We start from the raw sequence: 26,310 nt of genomic DNA, 5'->3' as shown, positions 1-26,310 counted from the left end.
GCACAAGCGGCATTTGCTGCCGTCATTGCTGTTGTGCGCCTCACGGCGCGAAAGTCCGGGTCTCAGGCGGCGGCACGCTCCGGGCTGCGGGCATGGACGCGGATGCCGAAGCCTCCGATGCCGGGAAATTCGATGCGGGCCTCCCCGCCGATGCGCACATCGTGCACGCCGGTGGTCATGCCGGTCAGCACGACGTCGCCGGCCTTGAGCCCGCGGCCGCGCATGGCGAGTTGCGCGATGAGGAAGGCGACGGATTCATAAGGCCCGCCGGCGACGCGGGCGGCGCTGCCCTCACCGACCAGCTTGCCCTCGACGAAGGTGCGCGAGGCCAGGCGCTCCCAGTCGCCCTGCGCCTCCGGCGGGATCGCCGGGCCGACCAGCGCGCCGGCATTGTTGCCGTGATCGGCGATCACCGCGCCGGGACCGAGATCGTTGATGCTGGCGAGCGGGCTGGAGGCAATCTCCGCGCCGACATGCAGGCTGGTAAAGGCGGGAATGTCCGCCGCGGCGACCGGCCCCTTCGGCGCGTCGGCGAGGAGCCGCACCACGAACTCCGCCTCGACGGCGGCGAAGCCGCCTTCATGGACGAAGACGTCGGCGTCGGCGCCATCCGCCACCCCGGACACGACGTCGGCGAAGACCGGCCCGACAAGGCGGGGCGCATCGTAGCGGTCGCGGAAGAATGGCGGGATGCCCGCCACCTTCCAGCCGGCGAGGCGGCGCGGCGTCAGCCGCAGCACCTCCTCCTGCACCGCATAGGCGGAGGCGAGGTCCAGTGGCAGCACTCCGGGGAACGTCGCCAATGGGCGCGCCTCGCGCCGCGCGGCGATGAATTGCTCTGCCGTGCCGGGCATTCAGGTCTCCCCATCGCCTTTCTTCGTTTTTGGTATGGTAGATACTGCCTCTAGTATGGTAGACCGTCAAGCAGCAATCGAGACCGACTTCAAGGAGGAGTAGCCGAGTGAACGTGGAGACCGGCGACGTCGCGGAATCGAGCGCACGCCGCATCGAGCGCGAAATCCGCAAGGCGATCATCACGCTGGAGATCACGCCCGGCGCGCCGCTCTCCGAGCAGGAGATCGCCGAGCGCTACAAGGTCTCCCGCCAGCCGGTGCGCGAGGCCTTCATCGCGCTCGCCCGCGCCGGCCTGGTCGAGATCCTGCCGCGGCGCGGCACCTTCGTGGTCAAGATCTCGCTCGACCGCATGCTGGAGGCCCGCTTCATCCGCGAGACGCTGGAGGCGGGCATCGTGCGCCGCGCCTGCGAGCGCTTCGACGCGCGGATCCGCACCCGCATCGACTTCTATCTCGATGCCCAGGCCGCCGCCGCTGAGGCCGGTGCGCATTACGAGTTCCAGCGCGCCGACGAGCGCTTCCACGCGGCGCTGGCCGAGGGAGCCGGCTGCCCGACCGCCTGGTCGGTGATCGACGACATCAAGGCGCATATGGATCGGGTGTGCCACCTCACTTTGCCCTCGGCGACGGCGCTGCCGCGGCTCGTCGAGCAGCATCGCGCCATCCTCGCCGCCATCGATGCCCGCGAGCCCGACCGCGCCGAGGCCGAGCTGAAGACGCATCTGTCCGAGATACTGAAAGCCCTGCCGCAGGTGCGCGCCGACCATTCCGACCTGTTCATCTGAAGCCCCTTCAGCCCACCTCCAACGAGGCCGGACAACGGCCCGCCACGCTCAGTGAGAGAGCCCATGGACATCCGCCACGCGATCCATCCCGATCAGGCCGAGGCGCTCGATACCGCCGGGCTGCGCCGACACTTCCTCATCGACACGGTGTTCGACGAGGGCGGCATCCGCGCCACCTATTCGCACTATGACCGCATGATGGTGCTCGGCATCGCCCCGGCGGCGGCGGGGGCGCTCGCCTTCGACGCGGCGCTCGCCAAGGTGGCGGGGTCCGAATTCTTCCTCGAGCGGCGCGAGCTTGGCGGCATCAACATCGGCGCGGGGCCGCTGAGAGTGACGGCGGATGGTGAGAGCTTCACCGTCGCGCCACAGGAGGCGCTCTATCTCGGCATGGGCGCGCGGGACGTCACCTTCGCCAATGTCGATCCTTCGCGCCCGGCCCGCCTCTACGCCAATTCCGCACCGGCCCATAGCCGCCATCCGAGCCGCGTGGTGCGGCAGGAGGAAGCCTCGCCGCAGCCGATGGGCGCGCTGGAGACCTCCAACAAGCGCACCATCTTCAAATATCTGCATCCCGGCGTGCTGCCGACCTGCCAGATTGTGATGGGTCTCACCCGGCTCGAAGGCGGCAGCGTGTGGAACACCATGCCGGCGCATACGCATGACCGGCGCATGGAATCCTATTTCTACTTCGAGGTGCCGGCCGAGAGCTTCGTGCTGCATCTGATGGGCCGTCCGGAAGAGACCCGCCATCTCATGGTGCGCAACGAGCAGGCGGTGCTCTCGCCGCCCTGGTCGATTCATTCCGGCGCCGGCACGGGCTCTTATGCCTTCATCTGGGCGATGGCCGGCGACAACCAGTCCTTCGCCGACATGGATTTCGTCCCTATGGGAGAGCTGAGGTGAGCGTCGCTGGCCTGTTCGACCTCACCGGCAAGGTCGCGCTGGTCACCGGCGCGCGCACCGGCATCGGCCGGGCACTGGCGACGACGCTCGCCGAGGCGGGTGCCGACATCGTCGGCCTCAGCTCGCGCCCCATGCCGGAGACCCGCGCCGCGGTGGAGGCGCAGGGCGTGCGCTTCCACGAGATCGTCCGCGATCTCGAGGCCGGCGGGGATTTCGCGCCGATGCTGCGGGAACTGGCCGAAGGCTTCGGCGCGCCGGACATCCTCGTCAACAATGCCGGCATCATCCGCCGCGCCGACCTCGTCGACTTCACCGAGGCCGACTGGGACGCGGTGATGGCGGTCAACCTGAAGAGCCTGTTCTTCCTCTCGCAGGCCACGGCACGTCACTGGATCGCCCGCGGCGTCGCCGGCCGCATCATCAACATCGCCTCGCTGCTCTCCTTCCAGGGCGGGATCCGCGTGCCCTCCTACACGGCGAGCAAGCATGGCGTCGTCGGCCTCACCCGGCTGATGGCCAATGAGCTCGCCGGCAAGAACATCACCGTCAACGCCATCGCGCCCGGCTATATCGAGACCGACAACACCGAAGCGCTGCGCGCCGACCAGGTCCGTAGCCGGCAAATCTTGGAGCGCATCCCTGCCGGGCGCTGGGGTGTGCCGGAAGATCTCAAGACCGCCGTGCTGTTCCTCGCCGCGCCCGCCTCCGGCTATGTCACCGGCGCCGTGGTGCCGGTCGACGGCGGCTGGCTCGCGCGCTGAGAACCAAGGGATGGACGAGGCACCGGCAACGCGGCTGATCGTCGACAGCCGCTGCGCGATCGGCGAATCGCCACTCTGGGACGCGGCGCGCCGGGCGCTGTTCTGGGTCGATATTCCCGCCGGCACGGTGTTTCGGCTCGACATCGCCAGCGGCACCGTCCGCCGCTGGGAGTTCGGCCGGCCGGTCGGCAGCCTCGGCCTCGCCCGCTCCGGCCGGCTGGTGGTGGCTGTCGGCGGCGAGGTGCGGATGCTGGACCCCGACAGCGGCGCGCATAACCTCCTTGCCGAGGTGGAGCCGCGCTTCCCGGAGTTCCGGCTGAACGACGGCAAGGTCGGGCCGGACGGCGCCTTCTGGGTCGGCTCCATGCATGACGTGCCGCCGGACCGACAGCGACCGGAGGCCCGCCTCTACCGTGTCAGCGCGGACGGGCGGGTCGAGCGTCGGATCGACGGGCTCAAGGCCTCCAACGGCCTCGCCTGGACGGCCGACGGGCGCACAATGTTCTGCACGGATTCCCGCGGGCCGTGGATCGACCGCTGGGATTTCGATCCGACGACAGGCGGTCTTTCCGCCCGCCGCCGCCTGCGGGAACTGTCCGAGGCGGAGGGGCGCCCGGATGGCGGCGCCTGCGACGCCGCCGGCACCTATTGGAGCTGCGGCGTCTCCGCCGGTTGCCTCAACAATTTCGACGCCGAGGGACGCCTGCTCCGTCGCCTGACGCTGCCCGTGCCGGCGCCGACCATGCCCTGCTTCGCTGGTGAGCGGCTGGCCACACTCTATGTCACCAGCCTGCGCAAAGGCCTGTCGGACGCGGCGCTCGCGGCCGCACCGGCTTCCGGCGGCGTGCTGGCGGTGGACGCCGGCGTCGCCGGCGCGCCGGTGACCCTGTTCGAGGATCTGCCATGACCGAACCCGTCGCAGCCGGCCCCGTGCTTCTCACCGGCGCCTCCGGCACGCTCGGCCGACTGCTTGCCGAACGGCTGACGCGCGAGGGGCGGACGCTGGTCCTGACCGACCTCATCGAACCTGATTACGAGCTTCCGGCGGGCGTACGCTTCATGGTCGCCGATCTCGCCGACCGCGAGGCGGTACTGCGGCTCGGCAATGATTACGCCGCCATCGTGCATTTCGGCGCCGTCTCGACCGAGCGCGATTTCGCCGACATCTTCGGGCCGAACATCGCCGGCGCACACCACATCTTCGACCTCGCCCGAGCCTCCAAGGCGCGGGTGATATTCGCTTCCTCCAATCACGCGATCGGCTTCAATCGTCGCGACGTGAGGCTCGACGAGGACTGCGATCTGCGCCCCGACGGATATTACGGTCTGAGCAAGGCCTATGGCGAATTGCTGGCGCGGCTCTACTGGGACAAGCACGGGCTCGAGAGCCTGTCCCTGCGCATCGGCAGCTGCGTGGAGCGGCCGACGGAGCTGCGGCATCTGTCGACCTGGCTGAGCTTCGACGACCTCGTGCGCCTCGTCGAAGCCGGGCTGACGCATCCGGCGCTCGGCTGCCGGATCGCCTGGGGGGTGTCGGCGAACAGCCGCGCGTGGTGGGTGTCCAATGACGAGATCGGCACAGCGGCGAGGGACGATGCGGAGCGATTTGCCGGCGCCGTCGTCGCCGGGGCCGCGGAAGCCGACCCGGTGTCGTCGCGGTATCAGGGCGGAACGTTCTGTGCGTCCGGTTATGACCGGGAGGAGTTCTCGCCGCAGGAACTGTTCGGCTGGCGCGGGACCGGGCAGGCGATGCCCTCACGCACGGTCGAATGATCGTCGACCAGAGGATGCGGATCCTGCGGGATATCGAGGCCGCTTCGACGAGCCTCAAACGGCCGAAGCCCCCGGTTTGGCGCGGGTTAGCCTCTCCTCGATAAAGGACACCGCAGTTCCGATTCCGTCTTCCGACCGGATGGCTATGCCGAGCGCTTCGGCGTGAGTGCGCATGGCTGGATGGTCCATGCTTCGGAAAGCGGTGGCGAGATCGTCGGCGGTCATCCTGCGTTTGTCGAGCGGTCGCGTCCCGACTCCGAGCGCCTCGATGCGGCGCGCCCACAACGGCTGATCGCCCAGGAACGGACAGATGGCCATCGGCTTGCCGGCGCGCAGAGCCGCCCCCGTTGTGCCGGCACCGCCGTGATGCAACGTGGCATGCATGAGAGGAAACAGGCGGTCATGGGGGGCGCCGGCAATGAAATGGATGCGCTCGCCCGCTTCCGCACGGCCGAGCGCGCCGCCCCCGGTCGCGAGCAGGCCCCGCCTGCCCGCGCGGCGCAGCCCCTCAATCACCAGCCGGGTCAATCCCTCCGGATCGGTGCCGGGCATGCTGCCGAACCCGACATAGATCGGCGGCTCGCCGGCTCGGAGGAAGCCGGCCAGATCGGTGTCCGGGTTCCAGTTCGGCATGTCGAGGAACCAGTAGCCGCACACGGCGATGTCCGGCCCCCAGTCTGACGGCTTGGGGATCACTTGCGGACTATAGCCATAGAGGGTGCCGGCGAGCGGCGGGCGCCTGCTCCGGCCGGAGCTGCCGAAGGTCTCCGCCCGCCATGTGCGGATGGTCTTCGAGAACAGGACGTTGCCGCCATGGATCATCAGCGCGTGGCTGGCCCGGTTAAGCGGGCCGAGGGAGCGAACGGGCAGGAGGGGCGTCGGGAAGGCCGCCGTCGGGGTAAAGCCCGGCAGTGGCGAAGCCAGGAAGAGCGGGACGCCCAGCCTTTCGGCAATGTGAGGCGCGCCGAGAGCCTTGGGGTGAAAGAGGATCGCGTCCGGATGGAAGGCCCGCGCGGCCTCCCACTCGGCGTCGAGCAGGCCGCGGGCGAGATGGCGGTAATGCCCGATCAGCTTGAAACCCGCGCCGAAGCCGGCGCGGGACTTGCCGATCACAGCCCTGGCTTCGGGCGTTTCGAGCAACGCCAGGAAATCGCCGGGCAGCGGCGCGAAAGCCAGGTTTTCCGCTTCGGCCATGCCGGCGAACTGGGCCGGCGCCACGAGCAGTACCTCGTGACCACGTAGTCGCAGTCCACGCGACAGGGCGAGATAGGGCTGCACATCTCCGCGTGTACCAAGCACATGGATAGCGATGCGCACGCATTCGCTCCGTTAAGCGTGAGGCCCCTGCTCATTCCGGCCCGCGAAGAGCGCCGGTGCAAGCCTTATCCGGTGAATGTCGCGCCGTCGTGGTCATCTACCGCATGTCGAACAGTTCCTGATGGAAGCGCTCCTCGACGGGGAAGCCCTGAGCGGCCTCAAGCCGGTTCGGGCCGCGGCGGAGGCGGCGGTGGCGCGTTGGTAGGCGCGATGCGGAGCGCCCTGAGGGCATTGAGGATGACGGCGACGTCGATCGCCTCCTGGAGCAGGGCGCCCTGCACGGGCGTGAGATAGCCGAGTGCCGCCGCCACCATGCCGAGAACGGACAGCCCTATGCCGGCGACGACGCTTTCCAGCGCGATCCGGCGGGCGCCATGGGCGATCTCCATCCCGGCTCCCAGCCGATCGATGCGATCGACGAGAAGAACCACGTCGGCGGCTTCGGCGGAGGCGGCGGCACCGCGTGCGCCCATGGCGACGCCCACATCGGCTGCCGCGAGCGCAGGCGCGTCGTTCACGCCGTCCCCGACCATCATCACCGGCCCCCGCTTGTGCTCGGTGAGCACCAGCAGGACCTTCTGGTCCGGGGTCAGGCCCGCACGGATGCCGTCGAGGCCCAGGCCCTCCGTCACGCGCTCGGCCACTTCGCGGCGGTCCCCCGTGGCCAGCAGGATCCGTTCGACGCCCTGGCCGCGCAAGCCGGACAGCATGTCCTGCGCCCCGTCGCGCAGCGGGTCGGCCATGACCAGATGTCCGGCCAGCTGCCCGTCTACGCCGACCGCCACCAGCACCGCCCCTGCCGCGAGCGCCGGATGTTCCACCGCCGTCCGCCCCACGCGATCCGAGACGAACCCATGCCCGCCAACGAGGATGGCGCGGCCTTCCACCCGTCCGGCCACCCCTTCGCCCGGAACTTCCGTCACCTCCGAGGGCACGGGGAGCGACAGGCCCCTTGCTCTGGCGGCGGCGACGATTGCCTGCGCCATCGGATGCTTGGAAGCCTGTTCGAGGGCCGCCGCCAGGCGGAGGATGTCGTCCTCATCCATGCCGATATGGCTGTCCATCGAGACGATCCGGGGCTGGCCGTCGGTCAGCGTGCCGGTCTTGTCCAGGATCAGCGTCCGGATGTTCGCCATGGTTTCGAGGGCACCCGCGCCCTTGATCAACACGCCGAAATGCGCCGCGCGCGACAGCCCCGCTACCAGGGCGACGGGAACGGCAAGGATCAGCGGGCAGGGCGTGGCCACGACAAGGACGGCGACGGCGCGGATAGGGTCGCCGGTGAACCACCAGGCGGCGAAGGCGAGCCCGACGGTGACGGCCAGGAAGCCGAGCGACCAGCGGTCCGCCAGCCGCGACATCGGCGCCTTCGACCGCTGGGCTTCCTCGACCAGCCGGACGATGCCCGCATAGGTGCTGTCCTTCGCCGGGCGCAACGCGATCAGGTCGAAGGCCTCGCCCGCATTGGTCGAGCCGCTCATCGCCTCGCCGCCCGCGTTGATGCGAACGGGAAGCGATTCACCCGTCAGCGCGGAGGTGTCGAGGAAGGCCGAGGCGGACGCGACGGTGCCGTCGGCGGCGACCACGTCGCCCTGCCGGATCAGCAGACGGTCGCCGGGCACGATATCGTCCAGCGGGACGTCGACAAGGCCATCGTCGCGATATCGCGTCGCCATGCGAGGGACGCGCGAGAGGAGATCGCGCATCTCGCGGCGGGCGCGGCCCTCGGCGAAGCTTTCGAGGAAGGTGCCGCCGGAATACATGACGGCGACCACCGCCGCCGCCAGCGTCTCGCCGAAGGCGAGGGCGGAGGACATGGACAGCGCCGCCACGATGTCGAGGCCGACCTCGCCGCGCCACAGGCTGCGCAGGATTTCCACCAGAAGCGCGGCCAGGACGGGAATGACGCCCGCGAACCAGACGGTCTGTGCGAGATCCGGCCTTTCCGCGACATGGAGGATGAGGCCGGTCGCGAGGCCGCCGAACCCCACCAGCAGCAGCGCGATCTTCAGCCTGTCCCCGTTCGAATGCTCCACCGCGTTCAGCCTCCCCAAGCCCGAACCGACATCCGCGCATGTCGGTGCGAGCACGGTGACCGAAGCCGGAGATTCCGCAAGTGGGGCGCCGCAGGCGGGGGCCCTGGTGTGGGAGAAGCGCTAGCCCTGAACGTCTATCCAGTGGCGGTGGCGCCACCTCGCGTACTTGCCTTCGCCGTGCTCGCGCGCCAAAACGGCCGTTCCGGGTTTGCAGGAACCCTTGGCCAGGCGACGCGGGAAAGCGTCCAGCTGCAAGAAGCGCGTATGAGCGGCACGGTGCAGAACTTCGCAAGCGCAGACATGGGCTCGAACTCGGGTTCGGGCTCGGGTAGCGCGGCCTGGCGCGTCGGCGTGCTGTTTTCGCGCAAGGGCCACATGCGCGAACCGGAGACCGAGCATTTCCGCGGCACCGCCCTCGCCGTCGAAGAGATCAACCTCGCCGGCGGCGTGCTCGGCCGCCCCATCGAGCCGGTCTGCTACGATCCCGAATCGAGTCCCGAGCTCTATCGCCGCTATGCCGAGCGGCTTCTCACCGAGGACGGCATCAGCACCATCTTCGGCTGCTGCACCTCCTCCTGCCGCAAGGCCATCCTGGCGACGGTGGAGCGCCGCAACGCGCTGCTCTGGTACCCGTCCCTCTATGAGGGCTTCGAGTACTCGCCCAATGTGATCTACACCGGCGCCGCGCCTAACCAGAACAGCCTGCAACTCGCCCGGCACCTGCTGCTCAATTACGGGCCGCGCTTCTATCTCATCGGCTCGGACTACATCTATCCGCACGAATCCAACCGCATCATGCGCGATCTCGTTATGCGCGAGGGCGGCGAGGTCGTGGCGGAAACCTATCTTCCCGAGCAGCCGCACCAGGACCAGGTCGTCCGCGCGGTGGAGGACATCCGCCGACGCGCGCCGTCCGTCGTGTTCTCGACAGTGGTCGGCCAAGGGGCGCAGGTGCTCTACCGCATCTTCCGCGAGGCCGGCCTCGATCCGCGTACCATGCCGATCGCCAGTCTCACCATGGCCGAAGGCGAGATCCGCGCCATCGGGCCGGAGCTGTGCGTCGGCCACATCACCTCCGCGCCCTATTTCTCGACCGTCGACACACCGGCCAACCACCGCTTCGTGGAGGCCTATCGGGCCCGTTTCGGCACGGACGCGCCGGTGACGATGTATGCCGAGGCCGCCTATTTCCAGATCCGCCTCTTTGCCGACGCTCTCGCCCGAGCGAAGTCGCTGGACACCCAGCGTCTCGTCGACGCGGTGCTCGGCACCGAGCTCGACGCGCCGCAGGGCCGGATCCGGGTCGACCCGGACAACAACCACACCTACCTGCTGCCCCGCATCGGCATGGTCAACGAGCACGGCGATTTCGACATTGTCTGGGAGGCCAAGGCGCCGGTGAAGCCGGATCCCTATCTCGTCGACCACATCTACGACCATGCGTGAGCCGAGCCGGCGTCTTCCCTCCGGCCGCGGGCGCCCGGCATGAGCGCGTCGCAGCTCATCCAGAACCTGCGCAACATGCGCGTTGCGGTGGTTCATCCGCGCGATCAGGACGGCGACGACCTGGTGCGCCAGCTTCAGCGCATCGGCTGCCAGGTGCAGATGGTGTGGCCGCCGCCGCCGCAATTGCCGCTGCCGCTCGATGCCGTGTTCTTCCTGCTCGACCGCGACACCAAGAGCTCGATGCCGTGGCGCATGGCCGATCTCCAGATCGCCCATATCGCTATCGTCGACTACGAGAACCCGACGGTGCTAAAGGCGCTGCTCGATTCCAGCGCGCACGGCGTGCTGGTCCGTCCCATCCGCGCCTCCGGAGTGCTCTCGAGCCTCGTGCTGGCGCTGTCGCAGCGCGGCTATGAGGGGCGGCTTCTGGCGAAGATCTCGAAGCTCGAGGACACGCTGCGCACCCGCCGCGAGGTCGAGAAGGCCACGCGGCTGCTGATGGGGCTACGCAACCTTTCCGAGGACGAGGCCTACCAGTTCATCCGCAAGCAGGCGACCGCCAAGCGGGTGCAGATCGGCACGGTGGCTACCTCGATCATCAACGCCCATGCGATGCTGAAGGAACTGGATCGCGAGGGCGAGGCTGAGAAATAGGCTGCTTGCCGATGAAGTAGGCAGCGCGGGGTGTTGCCTTCATTCTTGGCATTTACTCTTGACACTACTCCGCTAACGCGCTTCGATAGCGCCATCGCTTTTTGAGCGTCGCGGCAGCGTTGCCGCCCTACATCCAGGCTATGCAGCCCTCGTTGGTGCCGGAAGGCGCCGCCGGGGGCTTTTTGTTTTTCGCGCTGCGGACCTCCGCGGCGAGAGGAGAAGTGTGTCCAGATGCCGAGTTCCAGCCTTGTCCGCGTGGCCTGCATTCAGATGGAGCCACGCTTCGGTGACACGAGCGCCAATGTCGAGCACTCGCTCGGGCTTATCGCGAAGGCCGCGGACAAGGGCGCCACGCTGATCGTGCTGCCGGAGCTCGCCAATACCGGCTACGTCTTCGAGACGCGCGAGGAGGCGTTCGCCCTGGCGGAGTCCATTCCCGACGGCCCGACCTGCCGGGCCTGGGCGGGGATCGCCGCCGAGCGCGGCCTGCACATTGTCGCCGGCATCACCGAGCGCGAGGGCGCCTCGCTCTACAACAGCGCGGTGGTCATCGGCCCGCAGGGCCATATCGGCACCTACCGGAAGATGCATCTGTGGGGCAACGAGAACCTGTTCTTCGAGCCCGGCAATAACGGCTTCCCGGTGTTCCACACGGCGATCGGCCGCATCGGTGTTGCCATCTGCTACGACGGGTGGTTCCCCGAGACCTACCGGCTGCAGGCCCTGCAGGGCGCCGACATCGTCTGCGTTCCGACCAATTGGGTGCCGATCCCCGGACAGGCGCAAGGCCGCGAGGCCATGGCGAACATCCTGGCCATGGCCGCCGCCCATTCCAATTCGCTCTACATCGCCTGCGCCGACCGCATCGGCACCGAGCGCGGCCAGCCCTTCGAGGGCCAGAGCCTGATCGTCAGCCACACCGGCTGGCCGGCCGCCGGCCCCGCCAGCCGGACCGGCGAGGAGATCGTGAGCGCGGAGATCGATCTCGGCGCCGCGCGCCGCGACCGCAACTGGAACGCCTTCAACCAGGTGCTGCGCGACCGCCGCACCGACGTCTACGCCGAGATGCTCGGCTCCGACATTCCTCGGGGCTGGTACTGACCCCTCAACCCACGACCCAGAAAACACCAATAACCTTCCGGAGAAAGCCTATGTCCCGCATTTCCCTGCTGATGGCCGGCGTCTTCGCCGCCGGTCTTCTCGCCGGCCAGGCGCTTGCCGCCGATGACACCATCACCATCGGCATCCCCGTCGGCCTGTCGGGCGCGAACTCGGTCGTCGCCCCGTCGGTGGTGCAGTCCGCCGAACTGGCGGTCGAGGAGATCAACGCCAAGGGCGGCATCCTCGGCAAGAAGGTCGTGCTCGAGGTCGCCGACGACGCGTCCGGCGCGGCCGGTGCGCAGAAGGCCTTCGACTCCCTGATCTTCCAGAAGAAGGTCGACGCGCTGATCTCCATGGAGACCTCGGCCGCGCGCAATGCCGGCCTGCCGATCGTCAACCGCGGCAAGGTCCCCTACATCTACACGTCCTTCTATGAAGGCCGCTCCTGCAGCCCGTACATGTATGTGAACGCCTGGGTGCCGGACCAGCAGGTCGCCCCCATCGTCGACTTCTTCAACAAGAAGGGCGCCAAGACCTACTTCTTGATCGGCTCAGACTACGCCTTCGGCCGCGGCATGCTGGCCTTCACCAAGGAGTACATCGAGAAGACCGGCGGCAAGGTGGTCGGCGACGAATACGCGCCGATGGACGCCACCGACTGGACGGCCATCCTCTCCAAGGTGAAGGCCGCCAATCCCGATGCCATCGTCACCTCGACCGCCGGCGGTGCGCCGAACGTGACCCTGACCAAGCAGCTGCGCGCGGCCGGCATCAAGTCGCTCTACGGCAACCTCGCCGTCGACGAGGGTACCGCCAAGAGCATGGGCCCGGATGCCGAGGGCATCTACATCGCCGGCTCCTACTTCACCAATATCGACACGCCGGCCAACAAGGCGTTCCTCGCCGCGATGGAGAAGAAGTTCGGCGCCGACCTGAAGACCCCGAACGACCTCTCCGTGCCGCAGTATGAGGCCGTCTACGCCTACAAGGCGGCCGTCGAGAAGGCCGGCACCACCGAGGCAGCCAAGGTGATCCCGCTGCTGGCGGAGGTTTCCGTGGAAGGCCCGCGCGGCACCATCGTCATGAACAAGCAGCGCCATGCGCCGCTGACCATGTATCTCGGCCAGGTGAAGGGTGACGGCTCGGTTGAGATGATCTCGACCTTCAAGGACGTCGATCCCGGCGAGCAGTGCCCGAAGCTGAAGTGAGCCGCTGAGGCTCGCTACCGCCATCCCCGGGCGCGCCCCGGGGATGGTCCTCCCGACTTCCGCCTTTCGAAGGACCTCGCATGATCGGCCAGACGCTGGACATCGTGACGACCGCCGCCATCCTCTATGCCGTGGCGACCGGGCTGCTGCTCGTCTTCGGCGTCATGAAGATCATCAACTTCGCCCATGGAGGGCTGATGACGCTCGGCGGCTACGCCGCGCTCGTCACCACCCAGGCGGGGCTGAACCCCTGGCTCGCCATCCCCGTCGCTGCGCTGTTCGGCGGAGTCGCCGGCATGGCGATCGAGCGCTTCGTGGTGCGCCCGCTCTATGCGCGTCCGCTCGACGCGATCCTCGCCACCTGGGGACTGTCGATCATCATCGGCCAGATCATCACGCTCGCCTTCGGCCGCGGCGTGCAGTTCACGCAGTCGCCGTTGAGCGGCACGATCGACCTGCTCGGCGAGAGCTATTCCGCCTACCGCCTCGCCCTAGTCGGCATCGCCGCCGTGCTCGGCCTGGCGCTCACCGCCCTGCTTCAGGGCACCCGCCTCGGCCTAGAGACCCGCGCGGTGATCATGAACGAGGATCTCGCGCGTGGGCTCGGCATCAATAGCGGGCTGGTGCGCTTCCTCACCTTCACGCTCGGCTCGGCGCTGGCCGGCATCGCCGGTGCACTGATCACCCCGCTCTCCAGTGTCGATCCGCAGATGGGCGTGCCCTGGCTCGTCAACGCCTTCATGCTGGTGCTCGTCTCCGGCGCATCGCTGGTCAGCTTGCTTGTCGCCTGCCTGGTGCTGGGCGGGGCGCAGGTGCTGGTCGCCACGCATTTCAGCCCCGTGCTCGGCGGGCTGACCATTGCGGTGCTCGCCGCCGTCATCCTGCGCATCCGCCCGCAGGGGTTCGCCCGTGACTGAAGCGCGCCGCCTTTCCCTCATCCTCGCCGTCGCCCTTCTCGCGCTGGCGGCGATCTTCGTCGGCCCCTATGTGCTCGACACCTATTCGGTGAACGTGCTCACCCGCTCGCTGCTCTACGCCGCGGTGGCGCTCACCGTCGACCTGCTGTGGGGCTTCCTCGGCATCCTCACCTTCGGCCAGTCGGTGTTCTTTGCCTGCGGCGCCTACGCTGCCGGGCTCGTCTTCACCCATATGGACTTCACCGAAGGCAATGCGCTGCTGGCTCTCGGACTCGGCGTCGGCGGCGCGCTGCTGGTCGCGGCCGTCATCGGCTGGCTGGCCTTCTGGCATGGCGCCTCGGCGCTCTACGCCTCGGTGATCACACTGGTCCTGCCCATCGTGGCGACGCAGCTGCTCTATTCCGGCGGCACCTTCACCGGCTCGTCGAGCGGCCTGTCGGGCTTCATGAGCTTCGACCTGTCGATGGAGGCCTGGTTCTGGCTAGCGGGCGGCTTCCTCGTCGTGGTCACGACGCTCGCCTACATCTTCGTGAAGAGCGATGCCGGCCGCTTGCTCATCGCGGTGCGCGAGAACGAGCAGCGGTGCAAATATCTCGGGCTCGACACCTCGCGGCTGAAAATCCTCGTCTATCTCGCCTGCGCCGCCATCGGCGCGGTCGCCGGTTATATCTACGCCGGCTATGCGATGGTGGTGGCGCCGGAGCTGGCTGGCTTCGTCTTCGGCACGGAGCTCGTCATCTGGACGGCATTAGGCGGCCGCGGGACTCTGCTCGGCCCGGTGTTCGGTGCCCTCATCGTCGACTATGAGAGCGCGCAACTCGCCGGCGACTACCCCTTCGTCTGGCAGCTCATCATCGGCTCGCTGTTCGTCTTGGTGATCATCGCCTTCCCGCGCGGCCTGCTGCCCGTGCTGTTCGACCTGCCGCGCAAGCTGCTCGGCCTGCTGCGTACGCGCCCCGCCATGCCGTCCCGGTCCATGACGCTGACCACGCTCGATCCTGCCGACACGCAGGGTGTCGAACCGGGCACGGGGCCGGCGCTGGCGGTGGCCGGGGTCGCCAAGCGCTTCGGCAGCCTCACCGTGCTGGAGGCGATCGATTTCGAGGCGCATGCCGGGGAGCTCGTGAGCCTCGTCGGGCCGAACGGCGCCGGCAAGACCACCCTGATGCGCTGCATCGCCGATGGCGCCGAACGTTCCAGCGGCACGGTCGTTATCAACGGCTATGATATCGGCCGCCGCCCGCCGGAGGGCTGCGTCGCGCTCGGCGTCGGCCGCAAGTTCCAGATGGCGAACGTGTTCGATACGCTCACCGTCGCGGAATGTCTGCAGATCGCCCGCGTGCGCCACGCCCGTCCCTCGCTGTGGCGCCGCGCCGGCGAGCTGCCGCTGCCCGAGGCGGCGATGCACGTCATCGCCACCACGGGGCTCGACAAGCAGCTCGCCACCCCCGCGCATCTGCTCTCGCACGGGATGAAGCAGGCGCTGGAGCTCTCCATGGTGCTGGCGCTGGAGCCGCGGGTGCTGCTGCTCGACGAGCCGACCGCCGGCCTCACCAAGACCGAGCGCATGCAGATCGGCTCCATCCTGATCGACCTCACGAAAAAGCAGGGGCTGTGCGTGCTGCTGGTCGAGCACGACCTCGACTTCGTCCGCGAGATCTCCTCGCGGGTGATCGTGCTGCACCAGGGCCGCATCGTGCTGGACGGCTCGGTCGAGGAGGTCGTCTCGTCCGAACTGGTCAAGCAGGTCTATGCCGGCTCCGGCCATGCCGGAATCGCGCACGAGACCGCCGCGAAGGCGACCGGGGAGGTGCCGGCATGAGCAACGCACTCAGCGTCAAAGGGCTGTCGAGCGGCTATGCCGGCGCCGTCGTGGTGCGCGAGGTGAGCCTGTCCATCGCGGCGGGCGAGATCCTCGCCGTGCTCGGCAAGAACGGCATGGGCAAGTCCACCCTGCTCAAGGCGGTGATGGGCTTCCTGCCGCGGATGGGCGGCACGGTGCTGATCGGCGGCGGCGAGGCGACGCGGCTTCCGCCGCACCGCGTGGCGCGCCTCGGGGTAGGCTATGTGGCGCAGGAAAAGGCGCTGTTCCAGGACATGACGGTGGAGGAGAATCTGCGCCTCGCCGTGCGGCGCCCGGATTTCGAGGTCGCGCTGGCGGAGGTCGAGGCGTCGTTCCCGTTCCTGCTCCAGCGCCTGAAGCAGCGTGCCGGCACGCTGTCGGGCGGCGAGCAGAAGATGCTGCTGATGGCACGCTCGCTGGCGACCGGGGCGAAGCTTCTGCTCGTCGACGAGATCACCGAAGGTCTGCAGCCCTCGGTCATCGACCGTCTGGCCGGTGTGATCCGCAGTGCGCGCGAGCGTCACGGTACCACCATGCTGCTGGTCGAGCAGCATCTGCCTTTCGCGCTGGCGGTGGCCGACCGCTGGGCGGTGCTCGACCGTGGCGAGATCGCCGAGACCGGCGCCTCGTCCGAGCCGGATGCGCGCGAGCGCGTGCTCAAGCATCTGAGCGTGTGAGGCGCCTATGACCTTCTCTATCGTCGCCCGCTGCCCGACGACCGGCCGCCTCGGCGTCGCGGTGGCGACCGCCGTGCCCGCGGTCGGCTCCATGTGTCCGTTTACGGGGGCCGGCACCGGCGCGGTCTCGACCCAGTCCTGGGTCAATCCCTATCTCGCGCTCGACGTGCTCGACGCCATCGCCGGCGGCCAGTCTGCGCTGGCGGCGATGGAGGCGGTGCTCGCCGGCGACGGCTCGCGCGAACTGCGCCAGATCGGCGTGGTGGACGGCGCCGGCGCGGCCGCTGCCTTCACCGGTGCCGACTGCACACCCTGGTGCGGACAGGAGGTCGGCGACGGCTTTGCCGTGCAGGGCAACATGCTCACCGGCCCCGAGGTGATCGCCGCCATGGCCGCCGCCTTCCGTGCCGGCGAGGGGATGCCGCTCGACGAGAGATTGATGCGCGCGATGGAAGCCGGCGACGCCGCCGGCGGCGACAAGCGCGGCCGCCAGTCGGCGAGCCTTCGCATCCAGGGCGAGGAAGCCTATCCCGCGCTCGACTTGCGTGTCGACGAGCACAGGCAGCCGGTCATGGAGCTGCGCCGCGTGCTGGAGATCGCGCGCCTGCAGCTCGTGCCCTTCGTGGAAGGGATGCCCCGGCGCGGCGTGCCGCCGGGCCCGGCGCCGGCCGAAGTCACCGCCATGCTGGCGCTCGCCCCGCCCGACCGGCCGGGCGGCGGCGGCAGCGGTCCCGGCTGAGCCGCATAGCGAGCCCGCCACGCGGCACGATCTTCAGGGCGTCGCTCGGCAGGCTCAGTCGCGAAAATAGTCCGGCCAGCGCGCCCGCAGGTCTGGGGTGAAGGCGAGCGACTTCGACAGGTGTTCGCGCAGCGCGCCCTGCGCCGCCGGCACGTCGCCCGCGGCGATGCCCGCCACGATGGCGCGATGATCTGCGATCACCTGCGGTGCCTTGCCGGGCATGGGCAGGTGCAGCCGGCGGATGCGGTCGATATGGCCGGAATAGCGGCGGCTCATCTTCCAGAGCTCCGGCACGCCGACGGTCTCGAAGAAGATGCGGTGGAATTCGCGGTCGGCATTCTCGAAGCCCGGTAGGTCGCCGCGGGCCAGCAGCGCGGCCTGGACGTCGATCACCGTCTCCAGCCGCCGCACCACCTCCGCGCGCTCATCCATCAGGGCGATGGTGCGCACCGCCTCCTGCTCGATGGACCGGCGCAGGAAATGCGCCTGCCGGGCGAGCTTCAAGTCGATCGGGCTCACCACTGTGGCGTGTTGCGGGAAGATCTCGACGAGCGATTCCTCCTGCAGCTTCAGCAGCGCGTCGCGTACCGGCGTGGAGGAGAACCCGAACAGCTCCTGCAGCTCGGTACGCGAGATCAGCGTCCCGGGCGGCAGCTCCAGTGCGATGATGCGTTCGCGCAGATAATCGAAGACCTGCGGAGCGGCGTGGCGGGAGGGGTCGCGCGTGGGGCGCAGGCGGGTCGGGGTGTCCATGGCGGCACCATAGCGCAAACTGAAGTTGACGACACTGATGCATTAGTGCTTCAGTTAGCATGCCCATAACGGCCAACCCCGCAAAGCCGGGGAACGGAGGAGACCAAGCGCCAACGCCAAACCGGCGCCGGCTCCTGCCCCATGCGTCATCCGACGCGACAGGAGGAACCATGTCCCATCTCAAGATCGCTCCGCTGGCGCTGGTTGCGGCGCTCTGCGTCGGCTCTGCCGCCGCGCCTGCCCTCGCTCAGTCATTTCCCGACCGGCCGTTGACCGTCGTGGTGCCGTTCCCGCCGGGCGGCGCCTCGGACAGCACGGCCCGCCTGCTCCTGCCGAAGATGCAGGAGAAGCTCGGCCAGCCCGTCGTGGTCGACAATCGCCCCGGCGCGAATGGCGCCACCGGCGCGCAGCATGTGAAGAACTCGCCCGCCGACGGCTACACGCTGCTGGTCGGCTCGATCGGCGTCTACGCCATCAATCCCGCGCTCAATCCCAAGCTCGGCTATGCGCCGGGCAAGGACTTCGACCTGCTCACCGTGGCGGTGCGCACGCCGAACGTGCTGGTCGCCAACCCGAATTTCCCGGCCAACACGGTGCAGGAGCTGGTGGCGTATCTGAAGAAGAACCCGGACAAGGTGACATTCGCCTCCTCCGGCGCCGGCTCGTCGGATCATCTGACGGCGGCGCTGTTCTGGCAGCAGACCGGCACCACGGGCATCCATGTTCCCTACAAGGGCGGCGGGCCGGCCATCGCCGATCTCATTGCCGGCCACTCCGACGTGTCGTTCCAGAACCTCGGGGCAGTGGCGAGCCACATCAAGGCCGGCAAGCTGAAGGTGCTCGGCGTCACCGCCGCGGCGCGCAACCCGGTGCTGCCGGACGTTCCGACGATGAAGGAGGCCGGTGTCGATGGCCTCGACGTCTATTCCTGGCAGGCGGCCGCGGCGCCGAAGGGACTGCCGCCCGAGGTGAGCAAGAAGGTGGTCGACGCCTTTGCCGCCGCGCTCGCCGATCCGGCGGTCAAGGAGAAGTTCAACGGCCTCGGCTTCGAGGTCGTCGCCAACACGCCCGAGCAGTTCGCCGCCTTCCAGAAGGCGGAGGAGGAGCGCTGGCGCCAGGTGGTGTCGGACGGAAAGATCGCCAGCCAGTGATGGAGTTCCGCCGGGCCTCGGCATCGAGGCCCGGCTTCGTACGGGTGTCCTGCATGAACGCTTACGCCAAGACCGACACGCGCAAGACGCCGGAGACGCTGCGCAGCGCGCGCTATTTCGCCCATGACGATCTGCGCAGCTTCGGCCATCGCTCGCGCCTGCGGCAGATGGGCTACGCGCCGGAGGACTGGGTGGGCAAGCCCGTCATCGGCATCCTCAACACCTGGTCCGACTTCAACCCCTGCCACGGGCACTTCAAGTCGCGGGTGGAGGACGTCAAGCGCGGCGTGTTGCAGGCCGGCGGCTTCCCGCTGGAGCTGCCGGTGCATTCGGCCTCGGAGACTTTCCTCAAGCCGACCTCGATGCTCTACCGCAACATGGCGGCGATGGAGGTGGAGGAGGGCATCCGCGCCCATCCGATCGACGGCGCGGTGCTGATGGGCGGCTGCGACAAGAGCACGCCGGCGCTGCTCATGGGCGCGACCAGCGCCGGTGTCCCCGCCATCTACCTGCCGGCCGGGCCCATGCTGCGCGGCAACTGGAAGGGCCGGACCCTGGGATCGGGCTCCGACGCCTGGAAGTTCTGGGACGAGCGGCGCGCCGGCGCGATCGACGAGAAGGCCTGGAACGAGATCGAGGGCGGCATCGCCCGGTCCTTCGGCCATTGCATGACCATGGGCACCGCCTCGACCATGACCGCCATCGCCGACGCACTCGGCATGACGCTGCCCGGCGCCTCCTCCATTCCCGCCGCCGATGCCGGCCACAACCGCATGGCCGCCGCCTGCGGGCGGCGCATCGTGGAGATGGTGTGGGAGGACCTCGTCCCCGCACGCGTCCTCACCCGACCCGCCTTCGAGAACGCGATCACCGTCGCCATGGCGATGGGCTGCTCGACCAACGCCATCATCCATCTGATCGCGCAGGCGCGCCGTGCCGGCGTCAACATCGGGCTGGACGATTTCGACCGGGCGAGCCGGATCGTCCCGGTCATCGCCAATGTCCGCCCCTCGGGCGACGTCTACCTGATGGAGGACTTCTTCTTCGCCGGCGGCCTGCCGGCGCTGATGAGCCGGCTGACCGACCATCTTCATCTCGATGCGCTCACCGTCACCGGCCGCACGCTCGGCGAGAACATCGCCGGCGCGCAGGTGCATGACGACGACGTCATCCGCACCGTCGACAACCCGATCTATGCCGAGGGTGCGCTCGCCGTGCTGCGCGGCAATCTCGCTCCCGAGGGCTGCGTCATCAAGCCGAGCGCCTGCGCGCCGCATCTGCGGGTGCACACCGGCCCGGCGCTGGTGTTCGACGACTATCCCAGCCTGAAGGCGGCGATCGACGACGAGAGCCTCGACGTCACGCCCGACCATGTGCTGGTGCTGCGCAATGCCGGCCCGCTGGGCGGGCCCGGCATGCCGGAATGGGGCATGCTGCCCATCCCGAAGAAGCTGGTGAAGCAGGGCGTGCGCGACATGCTGCGCATCTCCGACTCGCGCATGAGCGGCACGAGCTATGGCGCCTGCATCCTCCATGTCTCGCCGGAGAGCTATGTCGGCGGCCCGCTGGCGCTGCTGCAAACGGGCGATCTGGTGCGGGTGGATGTGCCCGCCCGCAGCATCGACATGCTGGTCGCCGAGGACGCGCTGGAGCGGCGCCGCGCCGCGCTGGTTCCGCCGCCGCCGCATTACGAGCGCGGCTATGGCTGGATGTTCTCGCGCCACATCCGCCAGGCGCATGAGGGCTGCGACTTCGACTTCCTGGAAACCTCGTTCGGCGCCCCTGTGGGCGAGCCGTCCATTTACTGACGCTGAGGGGATCGCTTCGTGGAACTGCCTGCCAATCACTTCAAGCGCGGCATCTATGCCGGGGAACAGCAGCTCGGCCTCTGGTGCAGCCTCGCCAGCAACCTCACCGTCGAGATCCTCGCCGGCTCCGGCTACGACTGGCTGCTGATCGACACCGAGCACTCGCCCAACGAGCTGAACATGGTGTTCTCGCAGTTGCAGGCCTGCATGGAGAACAAGGTTCAGCCGATCGTCCGCCCGCCGGTCACCGACGCGATCTGGGCGAAGCGCTATCTCGACGCGGGCGTGCAAAGCTTCCTCTTCCCGATGGTCGAGACGGCCGAGCAGGCGGCGGCCGCGGTCTCCTACACCCGCTATCCGCCCGAGGGCGTCCGCGGCTTCGCGGCGGCCTCGCGCGCCTCGCGCTTCGGGCGCGTGAAGGACTATTACAGTCGCGCCCATGAGGAGATCTGCGTGCTCGTGCAGATCGAATCCAGGCTGGGCATGGAGAATCTGGAGGCGATCTGCGCGGTGCCGGGGATCGACGGCGTTTTCATCGGGCCGGGCGACCTCTCCGCCGACATCGGCTATCTCGGCGACCAGGGCAACGAGGCGGTGGTCACGCTGATCGAAGGGCTGGTCGGGCGCATCGTGAAGGCGGGCAACCGCTCCGGCATCCTCACCGGCGACGAAGGTCTCGCGCGCCGCTACATCGCCGCCGGCAACATCTTCACGGCGGTGGGTTCCGACGCCGGGCTGCTGGCACGCGGCTCGGAAGCGCTGGCGCGCAAGTTCCGCTGACGCGGCTGGGCTACCGCACCACCACGGTGGCCGTGAGCCCAGCGACTAGCCGCGCATCGTCCGGCACGTTGTCGAGGGCGATGCGCACCGGCACGCGCTGGGCGAGGCGGACCCAGTTGAAGGTCGGGTTGATATTGGCGAGGAGGCCGTTGCCGACCGTGCGCTCGCGGTCCTCTATGCCGGCGGCGATGCTCTCCACATGGCCTTCCAGCGCCGCCGGCTGCCCCATCAGCCGGATGGTGACGGGAGCACCGACGCTGATGCGCGCCAGCTTGGTCTCCTCGAAATAGCCTTCGATCCGCAGCGAGTCGGTGTCGACGAGCGCCATCTCCGGCGTGCCCGCGGTGATGTAGTCGCCCGGCCGCAGGCTCAGATTGGTGATGGTGCCGTTGACCGAGGCCTTCACCTCAGAGCGCTCCAGGTTGAGCCTGGCGAGGTCGCGGTCGGCCAGCGCCTGCCGATGGGCCATCGCGGCCTCGGCCTCCTGCATGCGCGCCTGCTCGGTCTTCTGCTGCGAGACGACGTCCTTGAGCTGCTCGTAGCGCTCGCGGTCGCGCCGGGCCTGTTCGAGCGTCGCCTTGCGTCCCTCGACGGCGGCTTCGGCCTGCTCCAGCGCGATGGCGAAGCGGGCGCGGTCGATGCGGAACAGCACGTCGCCCTGCTTCACCGCCTGGTTGTCGCGCACCAGCACCTCGCTGACGAAGCCGGAGACGTCCGGCGCCACGCCGACGATGTCGGCGCGCACCTTGGCGTCGCGCGTCCAGGGCTCGTCCATGTAATGCGCCCAGAGCTCGTGCCCGGCACTGACGGCCGCGAGGAGGACGAGGAGCGTGATGCCGACGCGGACCGCGCCGCGCAGGGAGAAGGTCATGACAGCCACCATCGGGACAGCAGGGACATGCCCTGCAGCAGGACGACATAGAGGGCGACGTCGAACAGCCCGCGATGCCACACGAAGCCGTAGACGCCGAGATAGGCGAGCCCGCGACGCACGACGAGGCTGACGACCAGCGTCGCCAGCGCGAGGGCCAGCAGGTTGGGTATGTAGACGCCGTAGATATCGATTTCGCCGGACATGGGCCTACTCCGCGGCCATGAGGAACGGCCGGCCATGCTCGCGCGGCGCGAAGTCACCGGACGGACCGGGCGTGGCGGGGAAGAACACCCGGCGCAGCCCAACCAGGGCATCGACGGCACGGCGGCCATAGGCGCCCACCTGCTCGGCCGAGCGGTGCAGCGCCTCGTCGAGCGCGGCGCACAGCTCGGCCGACGGCTCGGTGAAGCCGCGCCGCGCCACGCGCCGGCGATAGAGGTCGGCCACGCCTTCCAGCACGGTTTCGACCGCGGCCCGGCCGGCCGGGTCGAGGCGGCGCCGCACCTTCTGCAGTTCGAGGATGTTGAAGCCGACGCGGACCTCGGCGAAGCCGTCGACCTTGGCGAGCTCCCGATCCTCGATGGCGGCGAGGCGCGGCACGAGCTGGCCGAGCCGGTCCAGCATGCGGCCGGCGAGGCGCTCCTGATCCTGCCGGTGCGCGCCTTCCGCAGTCTCGGCAAGGTCGGACCATCCCGCCCGGACGAGACGCCGTGCCGCCAGCTCCGCGCCGAAGGGCCGCGTGAGGATCGTCCACGCCAGCGCGAAGCCGAGGCCGGTCACCGCCGCCAGCCCCTCATTGGCGAACACGGTGAAGTCGACGCCATAGCGGTTCTGCAGCGCGACGAAGGACGCGGTGTTCACCGCCAGCAGCATGGCCAGCATGTTGTATTGCGGCCGCGGGATGAGGATGCCGAGCAGCAGGAAGGGCGGCGCGAACACCAGCACCAGCATCTCGAAATCGTGCACGAAGGGCAGGATGCCGAACAGATAGATGCCCGAAACGATGAGGCTGGCGGCGGACCAGAAGGTCATCATGCGGATGAACGGCGCCGGCCGGTCCATGGCCGCGAAGAAGGAGCAGGCGACGGCCGTCATCATCACCGCGCTGGCACCGTTGGCCCAGCCGCTGGAGATCCAGAAGGCGCTGATGACGAGAGTGGCGAGGACGCAGGAACCGGCCGAGAACAGCAGGAGGCCATAGTCGTAGTGGCGCGCCCGCGCCACCACGCGGCGATGGCGGAATCGCGGATGCCAGGCGCCGGCATGGCCGCCCTTTTCGATGGCGGCGCGCAGGCCGAGGCAATCGCTCCAGAGCTCGACGATCTCGCGCAGTCGGTCGAGCGCGCTGGCGAGGATGAGCTCCTGCCAGTCTGCCGGCCCCTCCGGCCGCACGGCGGCGATCTCGGCGATGAGGACATCAGTGCGGTCCGGCGCGTCGCCGCGGTCCTGCGTCAGCCATTCGGCGGCCCGCACGAGAAGCGCAGAGAGATCGGGCGGGAGGCGGCTTTCCGCGTCCTTCAGCGCATGGAGGCGGTCGGCGAGCGAAGAGAGCAGCGGCAGCAGCATGAGCAGCCGCCCGCGCAGCTCGCGCGCATGGCGGGTCGCGTCGCGCGTCGCCGCATCGTAGGAGAGCTGGCTGATGATGAGGTCGAGGCCGCCGATATCGGCGGCGAGCTTCTGCCGGCGCAGCGGCGTTGCCGGCAGCGCGCCCTCGCCGCGCAGGATCTCCCCCGCCCAGCCCGCGGCGTCGTCGAGCCAGGTGGAGATGCGCGCGGAAAGCGCCGTGCCGACGCTGGTCGGGAACACCACCGCGCCGACGATGCTGGCGCAGGTGATGCCGATGATGATCTCCTCGCTCCGCGCCAGCGCGACGTCGAAGATCGCCCCGGGCGTGTTCACCTCCGGCAGCGCGATCAGCGGCAGGCTGTAGCCCGCCAGCATGAACACGTAGCTGCGCGGCGTGCGGTCGAGCATGGAGATGTAGAGCAGGCAGCCGGTCCACAGCGCCACGACGAGGCTGAGCATTTCCGGCGCATTGACGAAGAGCGGCACGAAGAACACCGCCGCCGCGGCGCCGATGAGCGTGCCGAGGGCGCGGTACAGCCCCTTCGAGCTGGTGGCGCCGGCGAGCGGATTGGCGACGACATAGACCGCCGCCATCGCCCAGTAGGGCCGGGGCAGGTCGAAGGCGAGCGCGATGTAGAGCGCCAGCATGGAGGCGAGGAAGGCCTTTCCCGAGAACAGCCAGTCCCGCCAGGAGGGCAGGCTCACGGCACGACCTCCTCCGTCGCGGCGCGGATGGAGGCCTCGTCGAAGGCCTTCAGCACGCGCAGCGTCGCTTCGAGATCGGCCTTGCCGACATCGGCGAGCACCTGGCCGCGCAAGTCGACGAGCAGTTCCTCGATGCGTCCGCTCAGGCGTTCGCCCTCGTCCGTCAGCCAGATGGTCTTGGCGCGCCGGTCGGTGGGGTCGTCCCTGCGCACGATGAGGTCGGCCGCGGCGAGCTGGTCGAGCAGGCGCACCAGCGAGGGACCCTCGATGCCGACATAGGAGGCGAGCGTCACTTGCCGTACGCCGCCGCCGAGACGCCCGGTCCAGAGCAGGGGCGCGGCGCAGGCCTCGGAGATGCCGAGCTTTTCCAGCTCCTTCTCGGCGATGCGCCGCCACTGCCGGCCCGCCTGGAGGAGCTGGGCCGTGAGGAGGCGGCGGAGGGTCTCGATATCGTTCATAATAAAATAGATATCATGCTAATTATTTTAAAGCAATGATACTCGGTGCGCCGCCGCAAGGGGCGACTTGTGGCGGAGGGCCGCAAACAGAAACGGCACCGATGCCGGGCATCGGTGCCGTACTGGTTTCTTCCAGTGGGCTCGGCGGCGGCCGCCGCGTGCCCGCTCCTAGCGGAGGTAGGACTTAAGGATCGACGCGCCCATCGTGTATTTCGGGTCGACCATGTTGCCGAGGCGCACGCGGCCGCACTGGGTCAGCAGCATGTAGGCCTCGACCTCGTCGAAGCCGTAGTCGCTCGCCATCCAGCGGATGAGGTCGCGATAGGCCATGCGGGTGGCGTCCTCCATCGGGCGGGTCGAGCCGATGGACATGATGAAGTCTTCGGTCTCCAGCCGCGGCGTGTGGATGGTCCAGCCCTTGATCAGGTCGATCTGGATGGTGGTGACGGTGGGGTGCTCCAGCGCGACGCCGCACAATTCGCCGTCGCCCTGGGTGGCGTGGCAGTCGCCGAGATAGAGCAGCGCGCCCTTGGTGTTGACCGGCAGGTAGATCACCGCGCCGATGCCGACATCGGGCAGGTCCATGTTGCCGCCATAATAGTCCGGCTGCAGCGAGGTGATCGCCTCGATCTCCGGCGAGGTGCCGATGGTTCCGATGAACGGCACGTAGGGCAGGGTGATCTTGTCGTTCCACTTGGTGCCGGTCTCGGCGTCGACGTGGAGCTTCTTGACCTTGACCGGCAGCGCCTGGTTGAGCATCGCCGTGTCCTTGGTCGGCACCAGGCCGCCGAACTCCGGCATGATCAGCGTGGTGCCGACCGGCTGCTCGCCGCGCGGCACGATGTTCTTGATGTAGACCGCGAGCGTGTCGCCCTTCTCCGCGCCGTTGACGAAGATCGGGCCGTTCTGCGGGTTGAGATAGGGGAAGTTCAGGATGTCGAGGGGGTTATCCGTATCGTGCTTGATCTTGCCCTCGAAGGCGTCGTGGGTCTCGGCCGCGACCACTGCGCCGGGCTCGACCCTCAAGACCGGATCGACATAGGGGCCGTAAACATAGTGGTACGTGCCCTGCTCCGCCTCGGTGAGCGAGTGGGAGGCGCCCGCCTTGCCCCGGGCGAGACCTTTGCGGGCCATGAGGGATGTTTCGAGCCAGGACATGGTGTTCTCCTTGGGGGTTCGGCTGTCGCGGGGAGACGGT

At 68.7% G+C, this 26,310-nt stretch carries 25 protein-coding genes; 16 read left to right on the top strand and 9 right to left on the bottom strand.

The window, feature by feature from the left end:
• Positions 1-62: 62 nt before the first annotated feature.
• Positions 63-854: a 2-keto-4-pentenoate hydratase gene (locus SNOV_RS16175; RefSeq protein WP_013168036.1), complete on the bottom strand. Its 792-nt coding sequence runs from the start codon at positions 852-854 to the stop codon at positions 63-65.
• A 107-nt stretch (positions 855-961) separates the two neighbouring features.
• Between SNOV_RS16175 and SNOV_RS16170 the strand changes: the two genes are divergently transcribed.
• The 5 genes from SNOV_RS16170 (at position 962) to SNOV_RS16150 (ending at position 5,079) form a co-directional block, all read left to right on the top strand.
• On the top strand, positions 962-1,639 hold the full coding sequence (locus tag SNOV_RS16170; protein WP_013168035.1) for a GntR family transcriptional regulator: 678 nt from the start codon (positions 962-964) through the stop codon (positions 1,637-1,639).
• Between the two features lie 63 nt (positions 1,640-1,702).
• Positions 1,703-2,545: a 5-dehydro-4-deoxy-D-glucuronate isomerase gene (gene kduI / locus SNOV_RS16165; RefSeq protein ID WP_013168034.1), complete on the top strand. Its 843-nt coding sequence runs from the start codon at positions 1,703-1,705 to the stop codon at positions 2,543-2,545.
• Positions 2,542-3,306, top strand: coding sequence for a 2-dehydro-3-deoxy-D-gluconate 5-dehydrogenase KduD (gene kduD, locus SNOV_RS16160; protein WP_013168033.1), 765 nt, complete (start codon positions 2,542-2,544; stop codon positions 3,304-3,306). The genes kduI and kduD overlap by 4 nt, the downstream gene beginning before the upstream one ends.
• Before the next feature lie 10 nt (positions 3,307-3,316).
• Positions 3,317-4,213 carry an SMP-30/gluconolactonase/LRE family protein gene (locus SNOV_RS16155; protein ID WP_013168032.1) on the top strand — a complete coding sequence of 299 codons (897 nt, stop codon included), beginning with the start codon at positions 3,317-3,319 and terminating at the stop codon, positions 4,211-4,213.
• A complete protein-coding gene (locus tag SNOV_RS16150) occupies positions 4,210-5,079 on the top strand; it encodes an NAD-dependent epimerase/dehydratase family protein (RefSeq protein ID WP_013168031.1) in 870 nt (289 codons plus the stop codon). The genes SNOV_RS16155 and SNOV_RS16150 overlap by 4 nt, the downstream gene beginning before the upstream one ends.
• 54 nt (positions 5,080-5,133) lie before the next feature.
• Here the strand turns inward: SNOV_RS16150 and SNOV_RS16145 are convergent, their stop codons facing one another.
• Both SNOV_RS16145 and SNOV_RS16140 read right to left on the bottom strand, forming a co-directional pair.
• Complete coding sequence (locus tag SNOV_RS16145; RefSeq protein ID WP_013168030.1) at positions 5,134-6,396, bottom strand: glycosyltransferase; 1,263 nt, start codon at positions 6,394-6,396, stop codon at positions 5,134-5,136.
• A 158-nt stretch (positions 6,397-6,554) separates the two neighbouring features.
• On the bottom strand, positions 6,555-8,432 hold the full coding sequence (locus SNOV_RS16140; protein WP_013168029.1) for a heavy metal translocating P-type ATPase: 1,878 nt from the start codon (positions 8,430-8,432) through the stop codon (positions 6,555-6,557).
• A 300-nt stretch (positions 8,433-8,732) separates the two neighbouring features.
• Between SNOV_RS16140 and SNOV_RS16135 the strand changes: the two genes are divergently transcribed.
• From SNOV_RS16135 to SNOV_RS16100, 8 genes are all read left to right on the top strand, one after another.
• Positions 8,733-9,878 carry a transporter substrate-binding domain-containing protein gene (locus SNOV_RS16135; protein WP_041783516.1) on the top strand — a complete coding sequence of 382 codons (1,146 nt, stop codon included), beginning with the start codon at positions 8,733-8,735 and terminating at the stop codon, positions 9,876-9,878.
• A gap of 39 nt (positions 9,879-9,917) precedes the next feature.
• Positions 9,918-10,532 (top strand): ANTAR domain-containing response regulator, encoded by a 615-nt coding sequence (locus SNOV_RS16130; protein WP_013168027.1) that lies wholly within the window; start codon positions 9,918-9,920, stop codon positions 10,530-10,532.
• A gap of 231 nt (positions 10,533-10,763) precedes the next feature.
• On the top strand, positions 10,764-11,633 hold the full coding sequence (locus tag SNOV_RS16125; RefSeq protein ID WP_013168026.1) for a nitrilase family protein: 870 nt from the start codon (positions 10,764-10,766) through the stop codon (positions 11,631-11,633).
• Between the two features lie 71 nt (positions 11,634-11,704).
• Positions 11,705-12,841: a substrate-binding protein gene (locus tag SNOV_RS16120; protein ID WP_417872114.1), complete on the top strand. Its 1,137-nt coding sequence runs from the start codon at positions 11,705-11,707 to the stop codon at positions 12,839-12,841.
• An 80-nt stretch (positions 12,842-12,921) separates the two neighbouring features.
• The gene (locus SNOV_RS16115) at positions 12,922-13,758 is read left to right on the top strand and encodes a branched-chain amino acid ABC transporter permease (protein ID WP_013168024.1); all 837 of its coding nucleotides are present in this window, start codon (positions 12,922-12,924) and stop codon (positions 13,756-13,758) included.
• The gene (locus SNOV_RS16110) at positions 13,751-15,580 is read left to right on the top strand and encodes a branched-chain amino acid ABC transporter ATP-binding protein/permease (protein WP_013168023.1); all 1,830 of its coding nucleotides are present in this window, start codon (positions 13,751-13,753) and stop codon (positions 15,578-15,580) included. The genes SNOV_RS16115 and SNOV_RS16110 overlap by 8 nt, the downstream gene beginning before the upstream one ends.
• Positions 15,577-16,278, top strand: coding sequence for an ABC transporter ATP-binding protein (locus SNOV_RS16105; RefSeq protein ID WP_013168022.1), 702 nt, complete (start codon positions 15,577-15,579; stop codon positions 16,276-16,278). The genes SNOV_RS16110 and SNOV_RS16105 overlap by 4 nt, the downstream gene beginning before the upstream one ends.
• 7 nt (positions 16,279-16,285) lie before the next feature.
• Positions 16,286-17,017 (top strand): DUF1028 domain-containing protein, encoded by a 732-nt coding sequence (locus SNOV_RS16100; RefSeq protein WP_013168021.1) that lies wholly within the window; start codon positions 16,286-16,288, stop codon positions 17,015-17,017.
• A gap of 54 nt (positions 17,018-17,071) precedes the next feature.
• Here the strand turns inward: SNOV_RS16100 and SNOV_RS16095 are convergent, their stop codons facing one another.
• Positions 17,072-17,770, bottom strand: a complete 699-nt coding sequence (locus SNOV_RS16095; protein ID WP_013168020.1) for a GntR family transcriptional regulator — start codon at positions 17,768-17,770, stop codon at positions 17,072-17,074.
• Between the two features lie 170 nt (positions 17,771-17,940).
• Between SNOV_RS16095 and SNOV_RS16090 the strand changes: the two genes are divergently transcribed.
• Genes SNOV_RS16090 through SNOV_RS16080 form a run of 3 tightly spaced genes read left to right on the top strand, consistent with a single transcriptional unit; the run spans position 17,941 to position 21,509 of the window.
• On the top strand, positions 17,941-18,921 hold the full coding sequence (locus SNOV_RS16090) for a Bug family tripartite tricarboxylate transporter substrate binding protein (RefSeq protein ID WP_013168019.1): 981 nt from the start codon (positions 17,941-17,943) through the stop codon (positions 18,919-18,921).
• A 53-nt stretch (positions 18,922-18,974) separates the two neighbouring features.
• Complete coding sequence (gene araD, locus SNOV_RS16085; protein ID WP_013168018.1) at positions 18,975-20,729, top strand: L-arabinonate dehydratase; 1,755 nt, start codon at positions 18,975-18,977, stop codon at positions 20,727-20,729.
• Positions 20,730-20,747: 18 nt separating this feature from the next.
• Complete coding sequence (locus SNOV_RS16080; protein WP_013168017.1) at positions 20,748-21,509, top strand: HpcH/HpaI aldolase family protein; 762 nt, start codon at positions 20,748-20,750, stop codon at positions 21,507-21,509.
• A gap of 10 nt (positions 21,510-21,519) precedes the next feature.
• Here SNOV_RS16080 and SNOV_RS16075 read toward each other — a convergent pair whose 3' ends face one another.
• The 5 genes from SNOV_RS16075 to SNOV_RS16055 form a co-directional block, all read right to left on the bottom strand.
• Positions 21,520-22,380 (bottom strand): efflux RND transporter periplasmic adaptor subunit, encoded by an 861-nt coding sequence (locus SNOV_RS16075; protein ID WP_013168016.1) that lies wholly within the window; start codon positions 22,378-22,380, stop codon positions 21,520-21,522.
• On the bottom strand, positions 22,377-22,586 hold the full coding sequence (locus SNOV_RS16070; protein WP_013168015.1) for a DUF1656 domain-containing protein: 210 nt from the start codon (positions 22,584-22,586) through the stop codon (positions 22,377-22,379). Before SNOV_RS16070 ends, SNOV_RS16075 begins: the two co-directional genes overlap by 4 nt.
• A gap of 4 nt (positions 22,587-22,590) precedes the next feature.
• Positions 22,591-24,654, bottom strand: a complete 2,064-nt coding sequence (locus SNOV_RS16065; RefSeq protein WP_013168014.1) for an FUSC family protein — start codon at positions 24,652-24,654, stop codon at positions 22,591-22,593.
• Positions 24,651-25,112 carry a MarR family winged helix-turn-helix transcriptional regulator gene (locus SNOV_RS16060; RefSeq protein WP_013168013.1) on the bottom strand — a complete coding sequence of 154 codons (462 nt, stop codon included), beginning with the start codon at positions 25,110-25,112 and terminating at the stop codon, positions 24,651-24,653. Before SNOV_RS16060 ends, SNOV_RS16065 begins: the two co-directional genes overlap by 4 nt.
• Positions 25,113-25,280: 168 nt before the next feature.
• Positions 25,281-26,270 carry an acetamidase/formamidase family protein gene (locus tag SNOV_RS16055; protein ID WP_013168012.1) on the bottom strand — a complete coding sequence of 330 codons (990 nt, stop codon included), beginning with the start codon at positions 26,268-26,270 and terminating at the stop codon, positions 25,281-25,283.
• Positions 26,271-26,310 lie beyond the last annotated feature (40 nt).

Source organism: Ancylobacter novellus DSM 506, from assembly GCF_000092925.1.
GTDB lineage: Bacteria > Pseudomonadota > Alphaproteobacteria > Rhizobiales > Xanthobacteraceae > Ancylobacter > Ancylobacter novellus.
The sequence above is the reverse complement of the archived record's forward strand: the minus strand, read 5'-3'. Positions and strand labels throughout refer to the sequence as shown.